At 58.5% G+C, this 19,933-nt stretch carries 17 protein-coding genes; 7 read left to right on the forward strand and 10 right to left on the reverse strand.

Translation table 11 applies throughout. The features are described 5' to 3' along the window. Nucleotides 1-167: 167 nt before the first annotated feature. The 7 genes from cyoE to hmpA form a co-directional block, all read right to left on the reverse strand. Nucleotides 168-1,055 (reverse strand): heme o synthase, encoded by an 888-nt coding sequence (cyoE, locus tag QMX84_RS01530; RefSeq protein ID WP_048367145.1) that lies wholly within the window; start codon nucleotides 1,053-1,055, stop codon nucleotides 168-170. 10 nt (nucleotides 1,056-1,065) lie between these two features. Beyond that, a complete protein-coding gene (cyoD, locus tag QMX84_RS01535) occupies nucleotides 1,066-1,392 on the reverse strand; it encodes a cytochrome o ubiquinol oxidase subunit IV (RefSeq protein WP_262126393.1) in 327 nt (108 codons plus the stop codon). Then, complete coding sequence (locus QMX84_RS01540) at nucleotides 1,393-2,013, reverse strand: cytochrome o ubiquinol oxidase subunit III (protein WP_048367147.1); 621 nt, start codon at nucleotides 2,011-2,013, stop codon at nucleotides 1,393-1,395. 3 nt (nucleotides 2,014-2,016) lie between these two features. Then, on the reverse strand, nucleotides 2,017-4,041 hold the full coding sequence (cyoB, locus tag QMX84_RS01545; RefSeq protein WP_282362943.1) for a cytochrome o ubiquinol oxidase subunit I: 2,025 nt from the start codon (nucleotides 4,039-4,041) through the stop codon (nucleotides 2,017-2,019). Nucleotides 4,042-4,044: 3 nt separating this feature from the next. Further along, nucleotides 4,045-4,983 carry a ubiquinol oxidase subunit II gene (cyoA, locus tag QMX84_RS01550; RefSeq protein ID WP_048367149.1) on the reverse strand — a complete coding sequence of 313 codons (939 nt, stop codon included), beginning with the start codon at nucleotides 4,981-4,983 and terminating at the stop codon, nucleotides 4,045-4,047. Between the two features lie 802 nt (nucleotides 4,984-5,785). Continuing rightward, nucleotides 5,786-6,295 carry a disulfide bond formation protein B gene (locus tag QMX84_RS01555; protein ID WP_048367150.1) on the reverse strand — a complete coding sequence of 170 codons (510 nt, stop codon included), beginning with the start codon at nucleotides 6,293-6,295 and terminating at the stop codon, nucleotides 5,786-5,788. Nucleotides 6,296-6,549: 254 nt separating this feature from the next. After that, the gene (hmpA, locus tag QMX84_RS01560; RefSeq protein ID WP_282362944.1) at nucleotides 6,550-7,722 is read right to left on the reverse strand and encodes an NO-inducible flavohemoprotein; all 1,173 of its coding nucleotides are present in this window, start codon (nucleotides 7,720-7,722) and stop codon (nucleotides 6,550-6,552) included. A gap of 155 nt (nucleotides 7,723-7,877) precedes the next feature. Here hmpA and norR point away from each other — a divergent pair, with 155 nt between their 5' ends. The 3 genes from norR to QMX84_RS01575 all read left to right on the forward strand — a co-directional run bounded on the left by norR (nucleotide 7,878) and on the right by QMX84_RS01575 (nucleotide 10,983). Continuing rightward, entirely contained in the window at nucleotides 7,878-9,422 is a 1,545-nt protein-coding gene (gene norR, locus QMX84_RS01565; RefSeq protein WP_282362945.1) for a nitric oxide reductase transcriptional regulator NorR, read from the forward strand. Nucleotides 9,423-9,604: 182 nt separating this feature from the next. Next, nucleotides 9,605-10,504 (forward strand): chemotaxis protein, encoded by a 900-nt coding sequence (locus QMX84_RS01570; protein ID WP_262126391.1) that lies wholly within the window; start codon nucleotides 9,605-9,607, stop codon nucleotides 10,502-10,504. Nucleotides 10,505-10,509: 5 nt separating this feature from the next. Further along, complete coding sequence (locus tag QMX84_RS01575; RefSeq protein WP_282362946.1) at nucleotides 10,510-10,983, forward strand: GNAT family N-acetyltransferase; 474 nt, start codon at nucleotides 10,510-10,512, stop codon at nucleotides 10,981-10,983. 3 nt (nucleotides 10,984-10,986) lie between these two features. Here QMX84_RS01575 and QMX84_RS01580 read toward each other — a convergent pair whose 3' ends face one another. From QMX84_RS01580 to QMX84_RS01590, 3 genes are all read right to left on the reverse strand, one after another. Beyond that, nucleotides 10,987-12,573 carry a PAS domain-containing methyl-accepting chemotaxis protein gene (locus QMX84_RS01580; RefSeq protein ID WP_282362947.1) on the reverse strand — a complete coding sequence of 529 codons (1,587 nt, stop codon included), beginning with the start codon at nucleotides 12,571-12,573 and terminating at the stop codon, nucleotides 10,987-10,989. Between the two features lie 151 nt (nucleotides 12,574-12,724). Beyond that, nucleotides 12,725-12,976, reverse strand: a complete 252-nt coding sequence (locus tag QMX84_RS01585) for a hypothetical protein (protein WP_282362948.1) — start codon at nucleotides 12,974-12,976, stop codon at nucleotides 12,725-12,727. Between the two features lie 81 nt (nucleotides 12,977-13,057). Then, nucleotides 13,058-13,399, reverse strand: coding sequence for a hypothetical protein (locus QMX84_RS01590; RefSeq protein ID WP_282362949.1), 342 nt, complete (start codon nucleotides 13,397-13,399; stop codon nucleotides 13,058-13,060). Between the two features lie 188 nt (nucleotides 13,400-13,587). On the opposite strand from QMX84_RS01590, the gene QMX84_RS01595 reads away from it, so the two are divergent. Genes QMX84_RS01595 through QMX84_RS01610 form a run of 4 tightly spaced genes read left to right on the forward strand, consistent with a single transcriptional unit; the run spans nucleotide 13,588 to nucleotide 19,889 of the window. Then, complete coding sequence (locus tag QMX84_RS01595) at nucleotides 13,588-14,751, forward strand: efflux RND transporter periplasmic adaptor subunit (protein WP_282362950.1); 1,164 nt, start codon at nucleotides 13,588-13,590, stop codon at nucleotides 14,749-14,751. Beyond that, nucleotides 14,748-17,843 carry a multidrug efflux RND transporter permease subunit gene (locus tag QMX84_RS01600; protein ID WP_282362951.1) on the forward strand — a complete coding sequence of 1,032 codons (3,096 nt, stop codon included), beginning with the start codon at nucleotides 14,748-14,750 and terminating at the stop codon, nucleotides 17,841-17,843. The genes QMX84_RS01595 and QMX84_RS01600 overlap by 4 nt, the downstream gene beginning before the upstream one ends. Nucleotides 17,844-17,851: 8 nt before the next feature. Further along, nucleotides 17,852-18,526, forward strand: a complete 675-nt coding sequence (locus QMX84_RS01605) for a heavy metal response regulator transcription factor (protein ID WP_048367163.1) — start codon at nucleotides 17,852-17,854, stop codon at nucleotides 18,524-18,526. Nucleotides 18,527-18,545: 19 nt separating this feature from the next. Then, entirely contained in the window at nucleotides 18,546-19,889 is a 1,344-nt protein-coding gene (locus tag QMX84_RS01610; protein ID WP_282362967.1) for a heavy metal sensor histidine kinase, read from the forward strand. The last annotated feature ends 44 nt before the right edge of the window (nucleotides 19,890-19,933 follow it).

Genomic DNA, 19,933 nt, shown 5'->3' on the forward strand with positions numbered 1-19,933 from the left:
GGGTGCGGAACCACCCTGTCAGAAGGATCCGTTTGGTTTGTAGTACGCGTAGCTTTCCGAAGATTTGCCCCCCGGCCATATGCCTGCATCCATGACTGATGGGTTTTCAACCGCCATAAAAAAACCCCGCGCTTCTTTCGAAGGCGGGGTTTTTTAAGCCTGGTGGCTTAGTGCGCGTAAGTCAGTAGCAACTCGGTCGGCACTTTGAAGTCCAGGGACATCATGACGCTCAGGGCGGTGATGGTGAAGATCGAGAACACGAACAGCTTACGTGCCCAAACCTTGTCGTCGACGGCTTTGTAGCCGGTCCACGCCATGTACAGCCAGTACATGCCCATCGCAGCTGCCACGGCCATGTAGCTCATGCCGGCGTAACCGCCGAGGGTGAGCATCAGGGTAGCGATCAGGAACGCGAGGATATAAAGCAGGATGTGCTTCTTGGCCACTTTGATCCCGCGCTTCACTGGCAACACCGGAATCGATGCGGCCAGGTAATCATTGAAGCGGAAGATCGCGATAGCGTACGAATGCGGCATCTGCCACAGGCTGAACATCACCAGCAAAGTCAGTGCGGCCATGTCGAAGTGATTGCTCACGGCGACGTAACCAATGACTGGTGGCATTGCACCCGACAGGCTGCCGATAAGCGTGCCGTGTACTGACTTGCGCTTAAAGTACAGGCTGTACAAACCGACGTAGATCACGAAGCCAATCGCGGCGAACAAGGCCGCCAGCGGGTTGGCCACGCGATACAGCAGTACAAGCCCTGCAACCCCCAGCAAGGTGGCGTAAAGCAACGCCACCTTGGCCGAGATCAGGCCTTGCACCAGTACGCGGTTTTTAGTGCGGTCCATCTTGATGTCGATGTCACGGTCGATGCAGTTGTTAAACACGCAACCGGACGCCACCACCAAAGAGGTGCCAATCACCGCAGCCAGGAACAGGGCAAGATCAAAATGCCCCTTCGAGGCCAGGAAGAACCCACCTGCCACAGAAAGCACGTTACCGAAAATGATCCCCGGTTTGGTGATTTGGATAAAGTGCTTAAAGGACATCGGGTTTACCTCACTTCGCCATCATTTCAGCGTGGATGCTGAACATAATCCACAGGGACAAGCCCACCAGCAGAACAATAACCAGCGCCGAGAAGATCAGCGCTGCAACGCTGTTGCGTTGCTCCGGGGAACGGTCCATGTGCAGGAAGTACACCAGGTGAACAACAACCTGGATCACTGCGGTCAACAGAACGATCGCCAGAGTGGTCGATTTGGCGAGGATCGGGTTCATCACCAGCCAAAACGGAATTGCGGTCAGGATCACCGACAAGATGAAGCCAGTTGCGTAGGACTTCACGCTGCCGTGGTTCGCGCCGTCAGAATGTGCGTTAGCCATTTACAGAGTCCCCATCAGGTAAACAACGGTGAATACGCAGATCCACACCACGTCCAGGAAGTGCCAGAACAAGCTCAGGCAGCTCAGACGCGTTTTGTTGGTCGAAGTCAGGCCGTGTTGGTTGACCTGATACATCATGATCGCCATCCAGATCAGACCGCAGGTCACGTGCAGACCGTGGGTACCGACCAGGGTGAAGAACGCCGACAAGAAGCCGCTACGGTGCGGACCGTAACCTTCGGAGATCAACAGGTGGAACTCGTTGATTTCCATGCCGATGAAGCCGGCACCCAGCAGGAAGGTAATGGCCAACCAGCCCAGAACGCCGCCTTTGTTGCCTTTGTAGAACGCGAGCATGGCAAAGCCATACGTGATCGAACTGAACAACAGCAGTGCGGTTTCACCCAGCACGTACGGCAGTTCAAAGATGTCGTGGCCCGACGGGCCACCCGCTACGTTACCTACCAGTACTGCGTATACCGCGAAGAGCGATGCAAAGATGATGCAGTCGGTCATCAGGTAGAGCCAGAAACCGAATACGGTAGTCTCGCCCGCGTCGTGATGGTGGTCATCGTGCCCATGGTCATGGGCGTGTCCAGCATTGGTCGCTATGTTCGACATGGTTTATGCCTGCCCCAACTTGGTTTCAACACGGTCGGCCGGAATTACTTTGGCGGCCAACAGACGCTTGTGCTGCTCGGCTTCGATGCGCTCGATGGTTTCCACCGGCACCATGTAGCCTTGGTCATCACGGGCAGCGTGTATAACGAAGTACACAACGGTGCCAGCGAGGCTCGCGATAGCCAGCCACCAGATGTGCCAGATCATTGCGAAACCGAACACGGTCAGCAGTGCGCCCATTACCACACCGGTAGCGGTGTTGTTAGGCATGTGGATCGGCGAGTACTTGGCCGGAGCCTTGTAAGCAGTACCGTCTTCTTTGGCTTCGGTGAATGCGTCAATACCGTGAACGGTTGGCACAACAGCGAAGTTGTAGAACGGAGGTGGCGACGAAGTCGACCATTCCAGGGTGTGGCCATTCCATGTATCGCCGAATTCGCAGGCGTTCTCTGGCTTGTTACGGTCACGAACCGAGACGTACAGCTGGATCAACTGGCAAGCGATACCCACAGCAATCAGGGCAGCACCAACCGCAGCAACGTACAGGTAAGGCACCCACTCAGGGTTGGTCGTGGCGTTCAGACGACGGGTCATGCCCATGAAGCCCAGTGCATAGAGCGGCATGAAGGCGATGAAGAAGCCGATGATCCAGAACCAGAATGCAGCCTTGCCCCACTTCTCGTTCAGTTTGAAGCCGAACGCTTTAGGGAAGTAGAAGCTGAAACCAGCGATGTAGCCGAATACAGCACCACCGATGATCACGTTGTGGAAGTGAGCAATTACAAACAGGCTGTTGTGCAGAACGAAGTCAGCACCCGGGATGGCCAGCAGTACGCCGGTCATACCACCGATTGCGAAGGTCACCATGAAGCCCAAGGTCCACATGACCTGGCTGGTGAACTGCAGACGGCCGCGGTAGATGGTGAATAGCCAGTTAAATAGCTTCACACCCGTCGGGATGGAAATCAGCATCGTCGCCAGACCGAAGAAGGCGTTGACGCTTGCACCCGAACCCATGGTGAAGAAGTGGTGCAGCCAAACCATGAAGCCCAGTACCGAGATCGCACCGGAGGCGTAAACCATCGAGTGGTGACCGAACAGACGCTTGCCAGTGAAGGTCGAGATGACTTCAGAGAAGATCCCGAACGCCGGCAGAATGAGGATGTATACCTCAGGGTGACCCCACGCCCAGAACAGGTTCACGTACATCATTGGATTGCCACCAAGTTCGTTGGTGAAAATGTGGAAATCCAAGTAACGGTCAAGCGTCAGCAGTGCCAGGGTAGCGGTCAGGATCGGGAACGAAGCCACGATCAGAACGTTTGCCCAGGTGCAGGTCCAGGTGAAGATCGGCATGTCCATCAGTTTCATGCCTGGAGCGCGCATTTTCAGCACGGTCGCCAGGAAGTTCACCCCGGTTAACGTCGTACCTAGCCCTGATAACTGTAGCGCCCAGATGTAGTAGTCCACACCCACGCCAGGGCTGTACTGCAGGCCCGACAGAGGCGGGTAAGCAACCCAACCGGTTTTGGCGAATTCGCCGACGCCCAGCGACAGGTTGACCAGTACCACACCGGATACCAGCAGCCAGAAGCTCAGGGAGTTCAGGAATGGATAGGCAACGTCACGCGCGCCGATCTGCAGCGGCACTGCAAGGTTCATCAGGCCGGTGAAGAATGGCATCGCCATGAAGATGATCATGATCACACCGTGAGCGGTGAAGATCTGGTCATAGTGTTCAGGCGGCAAGTAGCCAGGTGAACCCTCGGTGGCCATGGCCAACTGGGTACGCATCATGACGGCGTCGGCAAAGCCACGCAGAAGCATGATCATGGCAACGATGATGTACATCACGCCAATTTTCTTATGGTCGACTGACGTTAGCCATTCGGACCACAGGTAGTTCCACTTCTTGAAATACGTGATTGCAGCGACGAGCGCCAATCCGCCGAGCAGAATCATAGCGACGGTAACCATCACTATCGGCTCGTGGAACGGTATGGCGTCCAGACTTAATTTACCAAACATCGTTTACTCCTCTGCCCCGGCAGCTGAATTCGAGGTGTTGTCCAAACCTTGGGTCCCGGACTCTTCTTTCTTCTCGTGCTTCACGAACTTGCCTGGGTTCATCCCTTCATACTTGTCGATGATGAGCTGGAACAGGTTCGGAGTAACGGTGGAGTAGAGCTCTACAGGGTTGTTCTCGCTTGGTTTTTCCAACGCCGCGTACTCAGCGTTATCAAGCTGTTTAGGTGATGCTTTGACTTCAGCTACCCAGGCGTTGAAATCTTCCTCGGAAGTCGCGATCGCCTTGAATTTCATGCCAGTGAAGCCAGCGCCGCTGTAGTTGGCCGAAATGCCATCCATCTCTGCGTTTTTGTTGGCAATCAAGTGCAGCTTAGTCGTCATACCCGCCATGGCGTAGATCTGACCACCCAGACCTGGAATGAAGAACGAGTTCATCACAGAGTCAGAGGTAATGCGGAAGTTAACAGGCGTGTTGGCTGGGAACACGATCTTGTTAACGGTAGCGATACCTTGCTCCGGGTAGATGAATACCCATTTCCAGTCCAGTGCTACCACTTCAATAGTGACCGGCTTGACGTCGGACTCAAGCGGACGGTAAGGGTCCAGCGCGTGGGTCGACTTATACGTAATCACGCCCAGGGCGATGATGATGAGAATTGGCACAGTCCAGATCACGACTTCGATCTTGGTGGAGTGCGACCATTTTGGAGCGTATGTGGCGTTTTTGTTCGACGCGCGATACTTCCACGCGAAGATCAGGGTCATCAAGATGACCGGGACCACGACCAGAAGCATCAGCAATGTTGCAGTGATGATCAGATTCCGCTCTTCGATCCCTACCTGCCCCACCGGATCGAGCAATGTCCAATTGCAGCCTCCCAGCAGCAACGTGCCGAAAAGTGGCAATAAGCCAAGGAGTCTGGGGTACCTTTTTTTAGTCATCTCACGACCTCTAAAACAGCTTGCACAATGCAGTTGGTTTTTTTCGCCAACACTTCACCCTACCAAGGGTTGGCTCTTTTCCGGGCTTGAATAAATGCCTGCTCATCACCTTCAGGTGAATACGCAATCCCGGGTTAGCAGTGATTTCTTATTCGATACGTGGTCAATCGCCTTACTACAGACAATTCCATTTGTGGCGGAACTTAGAAGGGTTGCCAGTACCTGGGAGTCGCATGTGACGCCTGTTGTGAACTGCCCAGACGACCGCCGACTACCCGCTTGGGCTCGGAGGTGAGCAGGCTGGACGTTCAGTGGAAGCGATTGTAGTTAGGAAGCTCTCTACAAACCATGTCTCATCCAGAAATAATTCTTCTCGACTCCAGTAACAATCCCTCACTATTGTTGCCCATTACGCAGGCATATGCCTCCTTAAAATGCATGTAGCACGTCAAAAGCCCGCAGCTGATATGCCCCTTTTTGGCGCACGCACAGGGCGAGTGAATCCCCCCAAACGCCCAAGTGAAGAGGCTTACAGCCGATTCCCATGGAGACGCCCAAGGGCAATTTCAATCATCTGATCCGCAAAAAAAACGATCAGGGGATAAATCGCTCCGAACGTAATTCGTGCTCGCCTGTCCTACAGGAATCGCTCTCTGCGACACTTTTAGCGTGACAATATGTCGCACAAGTCAGCTATCACTTTAGTGTGCCGATTCACATCCTGTTGACATTTTTGCGCGGACAAAAAAACGCCCCGCATTCTCAGGAAAAGTGCGGGGCGGATCAATCCAAACGTGGCGTTTTAGCCGTGTTTTTTGCGGTTCCGGTAGATTCCCAACGGCACCAGCACGCTGGTCAGCACAAAGGCCACCAGCGCCCATTGCGCCAGCGACAGGCCGAACACCGGCGGGTATGGCGTAGAGCAGAAGCCCTCAACCTGAAAGCCCAGCGGGAACACCGTCGCCAGCGGCAGGCCGTCAACGATCGGTTGCAGCACGTCAATGCCGCAGCTCACCGCAGGGTTGGCCAGGATAAACACGTGCCGCCCGGCCGCGATCACCCCGCCTATGGCACTGAGCACCACCAGCACTTCAAAAATGGTCAGGCTGCGCCGTGTCGGCATCGCTGCGCCGATAAAGGCAAAGATCGCGATCAACAGCAAAGCATAGCGTTGCAGGATGCACAGCGGGCAAGGCGCCTCACCGAGCACGATCTGCATATACAACGCGCCACCAATCAGCGCCAGACAGATAACCCCGAGCAAGACCAAAAAGCGCTTCTCGCGGCTCAGTCGTATCATTTCATCCGTCATCCTGCTTCCCTTTGCCAGGTTATTTTGGAGTTAAGCCGCAGCCACTAAGGCGCGCAGTTTACACCCAGAACATCGACCTGAATGTAGGAGAACTGTGTAGGCAAGGTGTCGCAGAAGGATTAATAGATGATTAAGTCGTCGTACACAAACCCGTAGTCGCTGCCGAAGGCTGCGAAGGGTTGCGGAGCAAGCCGTTATCTCAAAGCCCCCGCAACCCTCTTTATCGTCGGCAGCGACGCATTCAACCCCGTCGCTTACTCCAGCGCCGCAGCCGGCCCAAAGAACTCATAGCGACTTTGCTGCTCAGGCACGCCCAGCGCCTTCAAATGACGCTTAACGGCGCTCATAAAGCCTTTAGGGCCCAGGAAGTACGCATCGACATCGCGCTCCTCGCCCAGCCATTCGCCCAGCACCTCTTCCGTCAGCAGCCCCACATGGTCAGCCAAAGGGTCTGCCTGCTCATAGCAATAAAAGCGCTGCAATTGCGGATGCTGCGCGGCCAGTTCTTCGATCCAGCCGCGGAAGGCATGCACCTGTGCATTTCGCGCACAGTGAATAAAGCGGATCGGCCGTTGCGTGGCCAGTGCCGCCTCCAGCATCGACAACGTAGGTGTGATGCCCACCCCGCCGCTGATCAACACCAGAGGTTTTTCGCTGGCAGCCAAGGTGAACTCACCTGCAGGCGGAAACAGCTCAACGATGTCACCCACTTGCAGGCGGTCATGCAGGTAGTTCGACACCACACCGCCCGGCTCGCGTTTGACGCTGATCCGGTAGCGACCCACTTTGGCCAGCGCCGACAGCGAATAGTTGCGACGCACTTCCTGGCCATCGATGTTGAGCTTGATGCCGATGTACTGGCCAGGTTCAAACTCAAGGATCGGCTGCTCATCTACCGGGCGGAAGTAGAACGAGGTGATTTCTGCGCTTTCCTCTAGCTTGGCGGCCAGCTTGAATGCCCGGCCACCGCGCCAGCCACCCGGTGCAGCGGCTTTTTCGTCGTAGATGGCGGCTTCTGCGCCAATCAAGATATCCGCCAGTTGGTTGTAAGCGGCGCCCCAGGCGGCCAGCACCTGCGAGGTCGCAATGTCGCTGCCCAGCACTTCTTCAATGGCCCGCAGCAGGCAACTGCCGACAATCGGGTAGTGTTCCGGGAGGATTTGCAGCGCAACGTGTTTGTTGATAATTCGCGCCACCAAGTCGCCCAGCTGATCCAGTTGGTCAATGTGCCGGGCGTACATCAAGACGCCATTGGCCAAGGCGCGCGGCTGGTCACCGCTGGCCTGGTTAGCCTGATTGAACAGCGGACGCACTTGCGGGTATTCGGTGAGCATCATGTTATAGAAGTGTGTCATCAACGCCTCGCCACCACTTTCGAGCAGCGGCACAGTGGATTTAACGATGGCACGGTCTTGAGCAGTAAGCATAAAGTTGACTCCTGAACACGTAGGGAAAAATGGATTACCGTTTAACCATCAGTTTTCGTGCCAACCTTAAAAACCTTTAAAATCAAACACTTAAAAACAATGTAGTCACTATGACACACCTTGTTCTATAGTCACTTCGACTACACGAGGTCAAAATGACTGCAAAATTGCTTCTCACAGCCCTGCTCCCGCTGGTAGCGGACTTGTCCCGCGACCTGCCCGAAAGCGAACGTTACCGGCGCTTGTTGCAAGCCATGCGCGCTGTGCTGCCGTGCGACGCCGCGGCCCTGCTGCGCCTGGACGGCGAATGGCTGGTGCCGTTGGCGGTAGACGGCCTGAGCCTGGATACGCTGGGGCGGCGCTTTAAAATCAGCGAGCACCCGCGCTTTGAAATCCTGCTCAGCAGCCCCGGCCCTACGCGTTTTCCCAACAACTGCGAATTGCCCGACCCGTATGACGGACTGGTCGACGGGCTGGCCGAGCACTTGGAGATCCACGACTGCATGGGCTGCCCGCTGTTCGTCGACGAGCGCCCCTGGGGCCTGCTGACCCTCGATGCGCTGGACCCAAAACGCTTCGAACCCATTGAGCTGGATGCCCTGCAAGCCTTTGCCAGTCTGGCTGCCGCCACGGTCAATGTGGCCCAGCGTATCGAGCGCCTGGCCCTGCGGGTGGCCGATGAGCAGCAAAAAGCCGAGTTGTATCGCCAGGCTCATCCTTTGCCCAATAAAGAGCTGATTGGCCAGAGCGCCGCCCATAAACACCTGCTCGAAGAAATTGCCTTGGTCGGCAACAGCGACCTGACGGTGTTGATCACAGGCGAAACCGGGGTCGGCAAAGAGCTGGTCGCCCAAGCCATTCATGCCGCCTCGCCACGCGCCGACAAGCCAATGATCAGCCTGAACTGCGCCGCCCTGCCCGACACCCTGGTCGAAAGCGAACTGTTCGGCCATGTGCGCGGCGCCTTTACCGGAGCCACCAGCGACCGCCGTGGCAAGTTTGAACTGGCCAATGGCGGCACGTTGTTTCTGGACGAAGTGGGCGAGTTGTCACTGACGGTGCAAGCCAAACTGCTGCGCGTGCTGCAAAGCGGGCAATTGCAGCGCTTGGGCTCGGATCAGGAACACCACGTCGATGTGCGCCTGATTGCCGCGACCAATCGCGACCTGGCAGAAGAAGTGCGCAGCGGTCGCTACCGCGCCGACTTCTATCACCGTCTGAGCGTCTACCCGCTCAACGTGCCCGCCCTGCGCGAACGCGGGCGCGATGTGCTGCTACTGAGCGGCTTCTTTCTGGAGCAAAACCGCTCACGCATGGGCCTGGGCAGCTTGCGCCTGAGCCCGGATGCCCAGGCCGCGCTGCTGCATTACTCATGGCCGGGCAATGTGCGCGAACTGGAACACCTGATCGGCCGCAGCACCCTCAAGGCATTGGGTAACTGCAAAACCCGGCCGCGCATCTTGACCCTGACCGCCGCGGACCTGGACTTGCCGACACCGCAGGACGGCCCCGCAGTGGCAGAACAAGAGCCGCTACCGCCGGTCATCGGTGACTTGCGCCAGGCCACGGAGAACTACCAACGCCAGTTGATCAGCGCCTGCCTTGAGCGCCATCAACACAACTGGGCCAGCGCCGCCCGCGAACTGGGCCTGGACCGGGCAAACCTGGGCCGAATGGCCAAGCGTTTGGGGTTGAAATAACCCCCCTGTAGCCGCTACCGAGGCACGAGGCTGCGATGCTGGTCGCAGGACCTCCGCCTGGGGTCGCTACGCAACCCATCGCAGCCTCATTCTTCGACAGCGGCTACAGGTTGAGATCGCCTACAGGATTCGGCGTTCGGGTCGATAACCCTGTATTGCTGCCCTTATCTCAGAAGGTATTTATGTCATCCACCCACGCCCGCGCCGACTCGATGTCTTTGCTGCTGTTCACGTTGCGCAGCGGCAAGCTGATGGCGATCAATCTGTTGAAGGTCAGCGAAATCATTCCGTGCCCGCCGCTGACCAAAATGCCCGAGTCGCATCCCCATGTGAAAGGCATTGCGGTGTTGCGCGGGGCCTCGCTGTCGGTCATTGACCTGAGCCGCGCCATTGGCGAACAACCGTTGCTCGATCCCGACGGCGGCTGCCTGATCGTGACCGATGTCAGTCGCTCCAAGCAGGGCTTGCACGTGCAAGCGGTGAGCAAAATCGTGCATTGCCTGAGCACCGATATCCGCCCGCCGCCCTACGGTTCAGGCAAGCGCTCGTACATCACCGGCGTCACGCAAGTGGACGGCGCGCTGGTGCAGGTGCTGGACATTGAAAAAGTGATTCATGGCATCACGCCCGCCCGGATTGAGCCGAACACTGAAGCCCTCAGCCGGGAGGACGCGCAATTGCTGGCCAAAGCGCGAATCCTGGTGGTCGATGACAGCCAGGTGGCGCTGCAACAATCGGTGATCACCCTGCGTAATCTCGGCCTGCATTGCCACACGGCCCGCAGCGCGAAAGAGGCCATTGAGCGCTTGCTGGAACTGCACGGCACGCCAGAGCAAATCAATGTGCTGGTGTCTGACATCGAAATGTCCGAGATGGACGGCTACGCCTTCACCCGCACCGTGCGCGAAACGCCGGACTTTGCGCATTTGTACGTGCTGCTGCACACCTCGCTCGACAGTGCGATGAACAGCGAAAAAGCCCGTCTGGCCGGGGCCAATGCGGTGCTGACCAAATTCTCCTCGCCGGAACTCACGCAATGCCTGATCCTTGCCGCCCGTACCGTGGCCGAGCAAGGCGTCTGAGTTCAATGAGTAATCACTGTTTGCTGCTGCGCAAAGACCTGCGCCAGCCTCTGACACCCGTGCCGTGGCCGCAGGGCATGCTACTGAGCGCCCTCACCCCGGCGTTGCTGCCCCGCGTGCACGCCCTGCTGGAACAGGGCTATGGCGCAGGTCTGGGTGATCTGCAACCGCTGGAGCGCTGGCAGCACGACCTGCTGCATGACGCTGAATACGACCCGCAACTGTGTTTTGTCAGCCTGCTCGACGGCCAGGTGGTCGGCGTGGCCCTGGCCTGGACCAGCGCTTACCTCAAGGACCTGGTGGTACACCCCGGCATGCAAAATCGGGGCTTGGGCGGTGCCCTGCTCAATCAGGTGTTCAGCGCGTTCCAGCAGCGCGGTGAAGCCTGTGTCGACCTCAAGGTCATGGAACACAATCACCCCGCCCGCCAGCTTTACGCCAAATTCGGCATGCAACTCATCCGGCGCGAAGCGCTGTAAGCGCTAACGCCGCGTCTGCCAGAACTCTTGCGCCAATGAACGCAGGCTGACAGCCAACTCTGCCACATCACCGGAGCTGCGATGGCTGTGCTGCCCGGCAAGCACAGTGACATCCCCGGCACTGCGAATACCCGCGATGTTGCGATTGATGTCTTCGCTGACCACGCTTTGCTCTTCCACCGCCAAGGCGATCTGTACGCTCATCTGGGTGATTTTCTTCACCTGTTGAGTGATTTCGTCCAGTGCACTGCTCGCTAACTGCGCCTGGCTGACGCTGTTTTCAGCATGCTGGCTGCTTTGCTGCATCACCTGCACGGCGGCCCGGGCGCCGTCTTGCAAGGTGAGGATCATCTGCTGGATTTCGTTGGTTGAGTGTTGTGTGCGCTGCGCCAGGCTGCGCACTTCGTCGGCCACCACGGCAAATCCACGCCCCTGATCACCCGCCCGGGCGGCCTCGATCGCCGCATTCAGCGCCAGCAAATTGGTTTGCTCAGCGATGCTGCGAATCACCTCCAACACCGATGAAATGTCACTGCTGTGACCTTCCAGGTGGTGGATGACCTCGGTTGCCCGAGCCAGCTCGCCTGCCAGGTGCTGCACCGAACTGCGGCTCTGCATCACCAACTCATGCCCTTCACGGGTTTCGTTTTCGACCCGATCTGCCGCTTGCGAGGCTTGCTGAGCATTGTTCGCGACTTGCGCCACGCTGGCGCTCATTTCATGAATCGCCGTGGCCACCTGATCGGTTTCATGTTGCTGACTAAGGGTGCTGGAGTGGCTGCTTTGGAGGTGCTGCACCAGCTCACTGGCATGCCCGGCCAAGCGTTGCGACGCATCACCGATACGTCCCACCATTGCACCGGTCTGCGCTTCAAGCATCTGCAGGGCAAACGCGATCTGCCCCATCTCATCCCGCCGCCCGGTATAGATGTGCTGGCTTAGCGGGTTATGGCCGACGTCTTGAGCGCGGCGGGTCAAGGCGTTAAGTGGGCGCAGCAGCCAGGCAATCGCCACCGAGCTCAACAGGCTGCCGGTCAACCAAATGACCACGCCGGCCTGCCAGTCGATAGACGGCAGCAAAACGGTGCCCAGCGCCGTCGCCCCGGCAAACACGGCGCTGACAAACAGCGCCAGCTTGCCCGCCAGCCTGACCCGCGGCAGACGCTGCCATAGCGGCGTGCGCCCCGAGCGCAACGCGGCGTAATCGGCCTCGGCCAGTTGCACACACTCGGGGCTTGGGCAGGTACGCACCGATTGATACTCAACGATTTCGCCGTTTTTCATCACCGGCGTGACGTAAGCGCTGACCCAATAATGGTCACCATTTTTGCAGCGGTTTTTCACCATGCCCATCCATGAGCGCCCGGCCTTGAGGGTCTGCCACATGTGGCTGAAGGCTGCTGACGGCATATCGGGGTGGCGCAGCAGGCTATGCGGGTTGCCGAGCAACTCGCTCAGCGAATAACCGCTGACTTTGATGAAGTCATCATTGGCGTAGGTGATGGCACTGTTCAGGTCAGTGGTAGAAAGGATGTTGGCGTCGGGTGCGAAATCAACAGCTCGGCCGGTAATCGGTAGATTGATTTTCATGACAGCACGCTCAGTTATTAGGGAGTAAGAGTCGGCGGGGCGTCGACTTTATGCTCCCCAATTAACCAAATACTGATCTAGCGCATTTCAAAAGGCATTAATACGGCCTATCCGACCAATAGTGGCACAAAGCCACATTTTGTGGCATCAATCAGCGTTTGCCCATGGAGCGACGAGTACCGGGAGGCGCTGCGCCAGGGGTTTTGGTGTGGCCGTGGCCTTCACCTTTTTTGTAATGGGTCTGGCCTTTGGAATTGGCTTTGTTCTTGGCAAATTCAGCAGGCTTGAACGGAAACGTGAACGCAGGGATCACCGGCTTTTGCGCGGTATCTGCAGTTGCTTCGTTTTCAGTGGGTTCGGCGCTCACGGCATCAGGAGCAGCCGGTTGTGCAGGAGTTGTCATGAAAGCTCCGGAGTACGGGGGAGTGATCGGCCAGTTGGCGCAAGACGCGCAGTATACCTGCCCGATCAACCCGCCGAGCAGTCACCGGTAGGAAATAGTCAGCACGCCGCGCTTGCTGGCCGACACGTTATCACTGGCTAGTGGCTCGTTTTTAAGCGCTTCAAAGGCCGTGGAAAAGAGCGGCTCGCTGCCACCGGCGCCTCGCGAGGCCATATTCACCGCAATGACAACACCGGGCTCGACCTCTATCAGCTTGACGGACGCACCCGTGCTCATCTCGCTAGCCGGGGCAATCTCGTAGGAAGACTCCACAATAGCCCCCTGAAAGTGAATCACCCCGCTTCTGACAACCGACTGCGCCTCAGCCTCGCCAGCCAACAGCACCAACGCACACGCAGCAACACTTAGCGCCATCTTCTTCATGGTTCACGCCCCCTGAGCGGGAACGCTGGAGCGCACCCTCTACAAAACTATCGACGTGGGCAGCTCTTTCTTGACGGTTATCACACTATTTTTATGTTCCTGTCCGTAATGTCAGTTTGCAGTCACTCTGCTGACCGGATTCAACCGCTATAACCCTGACTCTCCCCTTTCCACGCACACGGCCTGGCATGCGCATTCAAACTAAAAAAATAGTCCTCGGCACGCTGGTGATTGTTCTGCTCGGCGCAGGCCTCTGGCTGCTCAAACGCCCGACCTCGCACACCGCTGTCGCGGCTACCGCCGTGCCGGTGCGGGTCATTCAAGTGGTGCAGCAAGACGTGCCGCGCACGGTCAGCGGGATTGGCGCCGTGCTGTCGCTCCACAGTGTGGTCATTCGCCCACAGATTGACGGCATCCTCACCCAGTTGCTGGTTAAAGAAGGGCAAACGGTACAGGCCGGTGATTTGCTCGCAACTCTGGATGACCGCTCAATCAAGGCCAGCCTGGATCAGGCCAAAGCCCAACTGCAGCAAAACCAGGCGCAGTTGCAAGGAGCGCTGATCGACCTCAAGCGCTACCAGTTGCTGAGCGTCGACAACGGTGTGTCCAAGCAAACCCTCGACCAGCAACAGGCGCTGGTCAATCAGCTAAAAGCCACGGCAGCAGGCAATCAGGCGGCGATTGAAGCGGCGCAGGTGCAACTGTCGTATACGCAAATTCACTCGCCGGTCACTGGCCGTGTTGGGATCCGCGCTGTGGATCCGGGCAACTTCCTGCGGGTCAGTGATACCCAGGGGTTATTTTCGGTGACCCAACTCGACCCGATTGCCGTCGAATTCTCCCTGCCCCAGCAGTTGCTGCCCACCCTGCATGAACTGCTCAACGCCAAGGATCCGGCCCTGGTCAAAGCCTTTATTGGCGACGCGGACCACAGCGGTACGCCGTTGGGCGAAGGGCGCTTGAGCCTGATCGACAATCAGGTGTCAGCCGCCACCGGCACCATCAAGGTCAAGGCACAGTTCGATAACCCGACCCATGCGCTCTGGCCGGGGCAACTGGTGAATGTCGAGATTCAAACCGGGCTGGATCAAAACGCTCTGGTTGTCCCCCCGCCCGTTGTGCAACGCGGGCTGGACACTTACTTCGTGTACCGGGTCAACGGCGACCAGGTCGAAACCGTGCCCGTGCAGGTCCTCTATCAGGACACGGAGTTGAACATTGTCAGCGGCGTCAAACCGGGCGATACGCTGGTCAGCGACGGCCAGTCGCGGCTCAAACCCGGCTCAAAAATTGAAACCCTGAGCGAGCCCGCCCTGGCTAACACCGAACACGCCCAGCCGGTGCAGCCATGACCCGCAGCCGCTCACTCTCGGCCTGGTGCGTCGATCACCCGATTGCCACGGTGCTGCTGACCTTTGCGTTAGTGCTGTTGGGCCTGATTGCCTTTCCACGCTTGCCCGTCGCGCCGCTGCCCGAGGCGGAATTCCCGACGATACAAGTGTCGGCGCAACTGCCCGGTGCCAGCCCGGACACCATGGCCTCATCGGTCGCAACGCCGTTGGAGGTGCAGTTCAGCGCCATCCCCGGCGTAACCCAAATGACCTCCAGCAGTGCGCTGGGGTCAACCACCCTGACCCTGCAATTTACCCTCGACAAGAGCATCGATACCGCCGCCCAGGAAGTCCAGGCGGCGATCAACACCGCGTCCGGCAAGTTGCCCAAAGACATGCCCACGCTGCCGACCTGGCGCAAGGTCAACCCGGCGGACAGCCCGGTGCTGATCCTCAGCATCAGCTCGTTGCAAATGCCCGGCACTGAACTCAGCGATTACGTCGAAACACTGCTCGCCCGGCAAATCAGCCAGATCGACGGCGTAGGCCAGATCAACATCACCGGCCAGCAACGCCCGGCGATCCGGGTACAAGCCAGCGCAGACAAATTGGCCGCCATTGGCCTGACCCTCGCCGATATCCGTCTGGCGTTGCAGCAAACCAGCCTCAATCTGGCCAAGGGCGCGCTGTACGGCCCATCGAGCATCTCGACCCTGGCGACCAACGACCAATTGTTCGATGCCGACGAGTACGGCCAGTTGATCGTGTCATACAAAGACGGCGCCCCGGTGCAGTTGCGCGACGTGGCGCGGGTGATCAACGGCTCCGAGAATGATTACGTGCAAGCCTGGTCGGGCCACCAGCCAGGGGTCAACCTGGTGATTTCACGCCAGCCGGGGGCCAACATTGTGGAAACCGTCGACCGCATCCAGGCCGCCCTGCCCGGCCTGCAAGCCATGCTCCCGGCCTCGGTCGAGGTCACGGTGCTGAGCGACCGCACCCAGACCATCCGCGCCTCGTTGCATGAAGTGGAAATCACCCTGCTGATCGCAGTGCTGCTGGTGGTCGCGGTCATGGCGCTGTTCCTGCGCCAATGGTCTGCCACATTGATTGTGTCTGCCGTGCTGGGGGTGTCGCTGATTGCCAGCTTTGCCTTGATGTACGTGCTCGGGTTCAGCCTGAACAACCTGACGCTGGTGGCGATTGTGGTGGCCGTGGGCTTTGTGGTCGACGATGCGATTGTGGTGGTGGAGAACATTCATCGCCATCTCGAAGCGGGCGAAAGCATGCGCGATGCGGCAATCAAAGGCTCCAGCGAGATCGGTTTCACCGTGGTGTCGATCAGTTTCTCGCTGGTGGCGGCGTTTATTCCGCTGCTGTTTATGGGCGGTGTAGTCGGGCGACTGTTTAAAGAGTTCGCCCTGACCGCCACCTCAACTATCGTTATTTCCGTGCTGGTGTCACTGACCCTGGCGCCCACCCTCGCCGCGCTGTTTATGCGCGCGCCGGTGCATCACGCCGACGCCAAACCCGGCTTTGGCGAGCGGTTGCTGGCCTTGTATGACACCGGCCTGAAACGCGCACTGGCCCACCAGCGGCTGATGCTGGGCGTGTTTGGCGTGACATTGGCGATGGCCATTGCCGGCTATGTGCTGATCCCCAAGGGCTTCTTCCCGGTGCAAGACACCGGTTTTGTGCTGGGCACCAGCGAAGCCGCCTCGGATATTTCGTTCTCGGACATGACCCAGAAGCATTTGGCGCTGGCCAAGATCGTCGGCGACGACCCGGCGGTGCAGGCGTTTTCGCATTCGGTGGGCGTGACCGGCAGCAACCAGACCATCGCCAACGGGCGCTTCTGGATTGCCCTCAAAGACCGCGGCGAGCGCGATGTGTCGGCCAGCGAATTTATCGACCGTATCCGCCCGCAACTGGCCAAGGTGCCGGGCATCGTGTTGTACCTGCGCGCCGGGCAAGACATCAACCTGAGCTCCGGGCCAAGCCGCAGCCAGTACCAGTACGTGCTCAAAAGCAACGACGGGCCGACGCTCAATACCTGGACTCAGCGCCTGACCGAAAAACTGCGCACCCTCCCGGCTTTTCGTGACCTGTCCAATGACCTGCAACTGGGCGGCAGCATCACCCACATCAGCATCGACCGCAAAGCCGCCGCACGCTTCGGCCTCACCGCCACCGATGTCGACGAAGCTCTCTACGACGCGTTTGGTCAGCGTCAGATCAATGAGTTCCAGACGCAAACCAACCAGTACAACGTGATCCTGGAAGTCGACAGCAAGCAGCGTGGCAAAGCCGAAAGCTTGAACTACTTCTACCTGCGCTCACCCTTGACCGGCGAAATGGTGCCGCTCTCGGCGGTGGCCAAGGTGGATGCGCCCACCAGCGGCCCGCTGTCGATCAGCCATGACGGCATGTTCCCGGCCGCCAACCTGTCCTTCAACCTCGCCCCCGGCGTGGCCTTGGGTGACGCGGTGCTGATGCTCAATCAGGCGAAAAACGAGATTGGCATGCCAAGCACCATCAGCGGCAATTTCCAGGGCGCCGCGCAGGCCTTCCAAAGCTCGCTGGCCAGCCAGCCGTGGCTGATTCTCGCGGCACTGGTGGCGGTGTACATCATTTTGGGGGTGCTGTACGAAAGCTTCGTGCACCCGCTGACGATCATCTCGACGCTGCCCTCGGCAGGGCTGGGCGCGCTGTTGATGCTGTGGATATGTGGCCAGGACTTTTCGATCATGGCGTTGATCGGGCTGGTGCTGCTGATCGGGATCGTCAAGAAAAACGGCATCCTGATGATCGACTTTGCCCTGGATGCCCAGCGCACCCGCGGGCTGAGCCCTGAAGAGGCAATCTATGAAGCCTGCCTGACGCGTTTTCGCCCGATCATCATGACCACCCTCGCCGCCCTGCTGGGCGCCTTGCCGCTGATGCTCGGCTACGGCACCGGCGCTGAGTTGCGCCAGCCGCTGGGTATTGCCGTGGTCGGCGGTTTGCTGGTAAGTCAGGCGCTGACGCTGTTTACCACGCCCGTCATATACTTGTGGCTCGAACGGATGTTCCATCGATCCCAACCCGCCCGCTCAATGGCGACGGATCACTGAGGCAGGTTATGCGCGTTCTAATTATTGAAGACGAAGAAAAAACCGCTGACTACCTGCATCGCGGGCTGACAGAGCAGGGCTACACGGTGGATGTCGCACGCGATGGCGTCGAGGGGTTGCACCTGGCGCTGGAAAGCGATTACGCGGTGATTGTGCTCGATGTGATGCTCCCGGAACTCGATGGCTTTGGCGTGTTACGCGCCTTGCGTGCGCGCAAGCAAACACCGGTGATCATGCTGACCGCGCGCGAGCGCGTTGAAGACCGGGTGCGCGGCCTGCGCGAAGGCGCTGATGATTATCTGGGCAAGCCATTTTCGTTTCTGGAACTGGTCGCCCGGCTGCAAGCCTTGACCCGACGCAGCGGCGGCCATGAACCAGTGCAGGTGACGGTCGATGACCTGTGGATCGACCTGATCAGCCGCAAGGCCAGCCGCGCTGGAAGCCGTCTGGACCTGACGGCCAAAGAGTTTGCGCTGCTCAGCGTGCTGGCCCGGCGCCAGGGTGAAATCCTCTCTAAAACGGCGATTGCCGAGATGGTCTGGGACATCAACTTCGACAGCGATGCCAACGTCGTAGAGGTCGCAATCAAGCGCCTGCGGGCCAAGCTGGACGGGCCTTTCGAACACAAATTGCTGCACACCATTCGTGGCATGGGCTATGTGCTGGAGCGTCGTGGTGTTTAACCGTCTGAACTCCATCGCGATGCGCCTGAGCGTATTGTTCACGCTGGTGGCCTTGCTGGTGTTTGTGTTGATTGGCGGGGCGCTGTACCAGCAAGTCGACAAGGGCATCAGCATGCTGCCCGAAGCCGAACTGGATGCGCGGTTCAGCGTGCTGGAATCGTCGATCAATCGCTTCGGCAACCCCGATCACTGGGCCAAGATCACCTCCAAATTCACCTTGCTCAGTGAAGAAGACAAACGCATCCGCTTTTGGGCCATCAGTAATGACCCCCATTACGAATATGGCTCGCCTGACGCGCAAATACGCGCGTTCGCCCAAGGCCCGACGGGCGTGCGCGACCTGCAATTGCCCGGCGAGGCGTACCCGTTCAAGGTGTTGATCAGCCAGATCCCGGCCAAGGAACAACGCCCGGCGCTGCGGTTTCTGATCGGCATCGATACCGAGACCTTTCGCCAAACCCAGCACCACCTGCTGATGGCACTCATCAGCCTGGCGATCATTGGCGTTTTGCTGGCGTCTGCCTTGGGTTATTGGGTGGCGCGCATCGGGCTCAAGCCGCTGATCACGCTGTCTGAAAAAGCCCAGAAACTTGAGCCACCGCGTTTGTCCGGGCGCTTGCATCTGTCACCGCTGCCGCCTGAACTGGATCACTTGGTCAATGGCTTCAACTCAACCCTGGACCGGGTTGAACAGGCGTACACCCGCCTTGAGTCGTTCAATGCCGACGTGGCCCATGAACTGCGCTCACCGCTGACCAACCTGATTGGCCAGACCCAGGTGGCGCTGACCCGCGGGCGGTCGGCGGAGCATTACTTTGAAGTGCTGCAATCCAACCTCGAAGAACTGGAGCGTCTGCGCAGCATCATCAATGACATGTTGTTTTTGGCCAGTGCCGACCAAGGCAGCAAAGCCAGCAAACTGACCCGCGCCTCGCTGGCAGATGAAGTAGCCACCACGCTGGACTATCTGGAGTTCATTCTCGAAGACGCCCACGTTGCGGTACGGGTCAGCGGCGATGCCCAGGTCAACATCGAGAAAGCCCATCTGCGCCGGGCGCTGATCAACTTGCTGAGCAACGCCGTGCAGCACACCGCACCCGGGCAGCAGATTGATGTACAGATCGAGCAAAACGCGCATCAGGCAAGCATCAGTATCAGCAACCCGGGCGAACCGATTGCCGACGAGCATTTACCGCGCCTGTTCGAGCGCTTCTACCGCGTGGACGCGTCACGCCACAACAGCGTTGCCAACCACGGCCTTGGCCTGGCCATCGTCAAAGCCATCGCGCAGATGCACGGTGGCGAAGTGTTTGTGCGCACTGGCGAAGGGCGCAATACCTTTGGGCTGCATTTGCCAACATGATGAAATTTAAAATATGCGTTATCCAGATGACTGAATGTTTCGAT

Source organism: Pseudomonas sp. PS01297 (assembly GCF_029959305.1).
Lineage (GTDB): Bacteria > Pseudomonadota > Gammaproteobacteria > Pseudomonadales > Pseudomonadaceae > Aquipseudomonas > Aquipseudomonas helleri.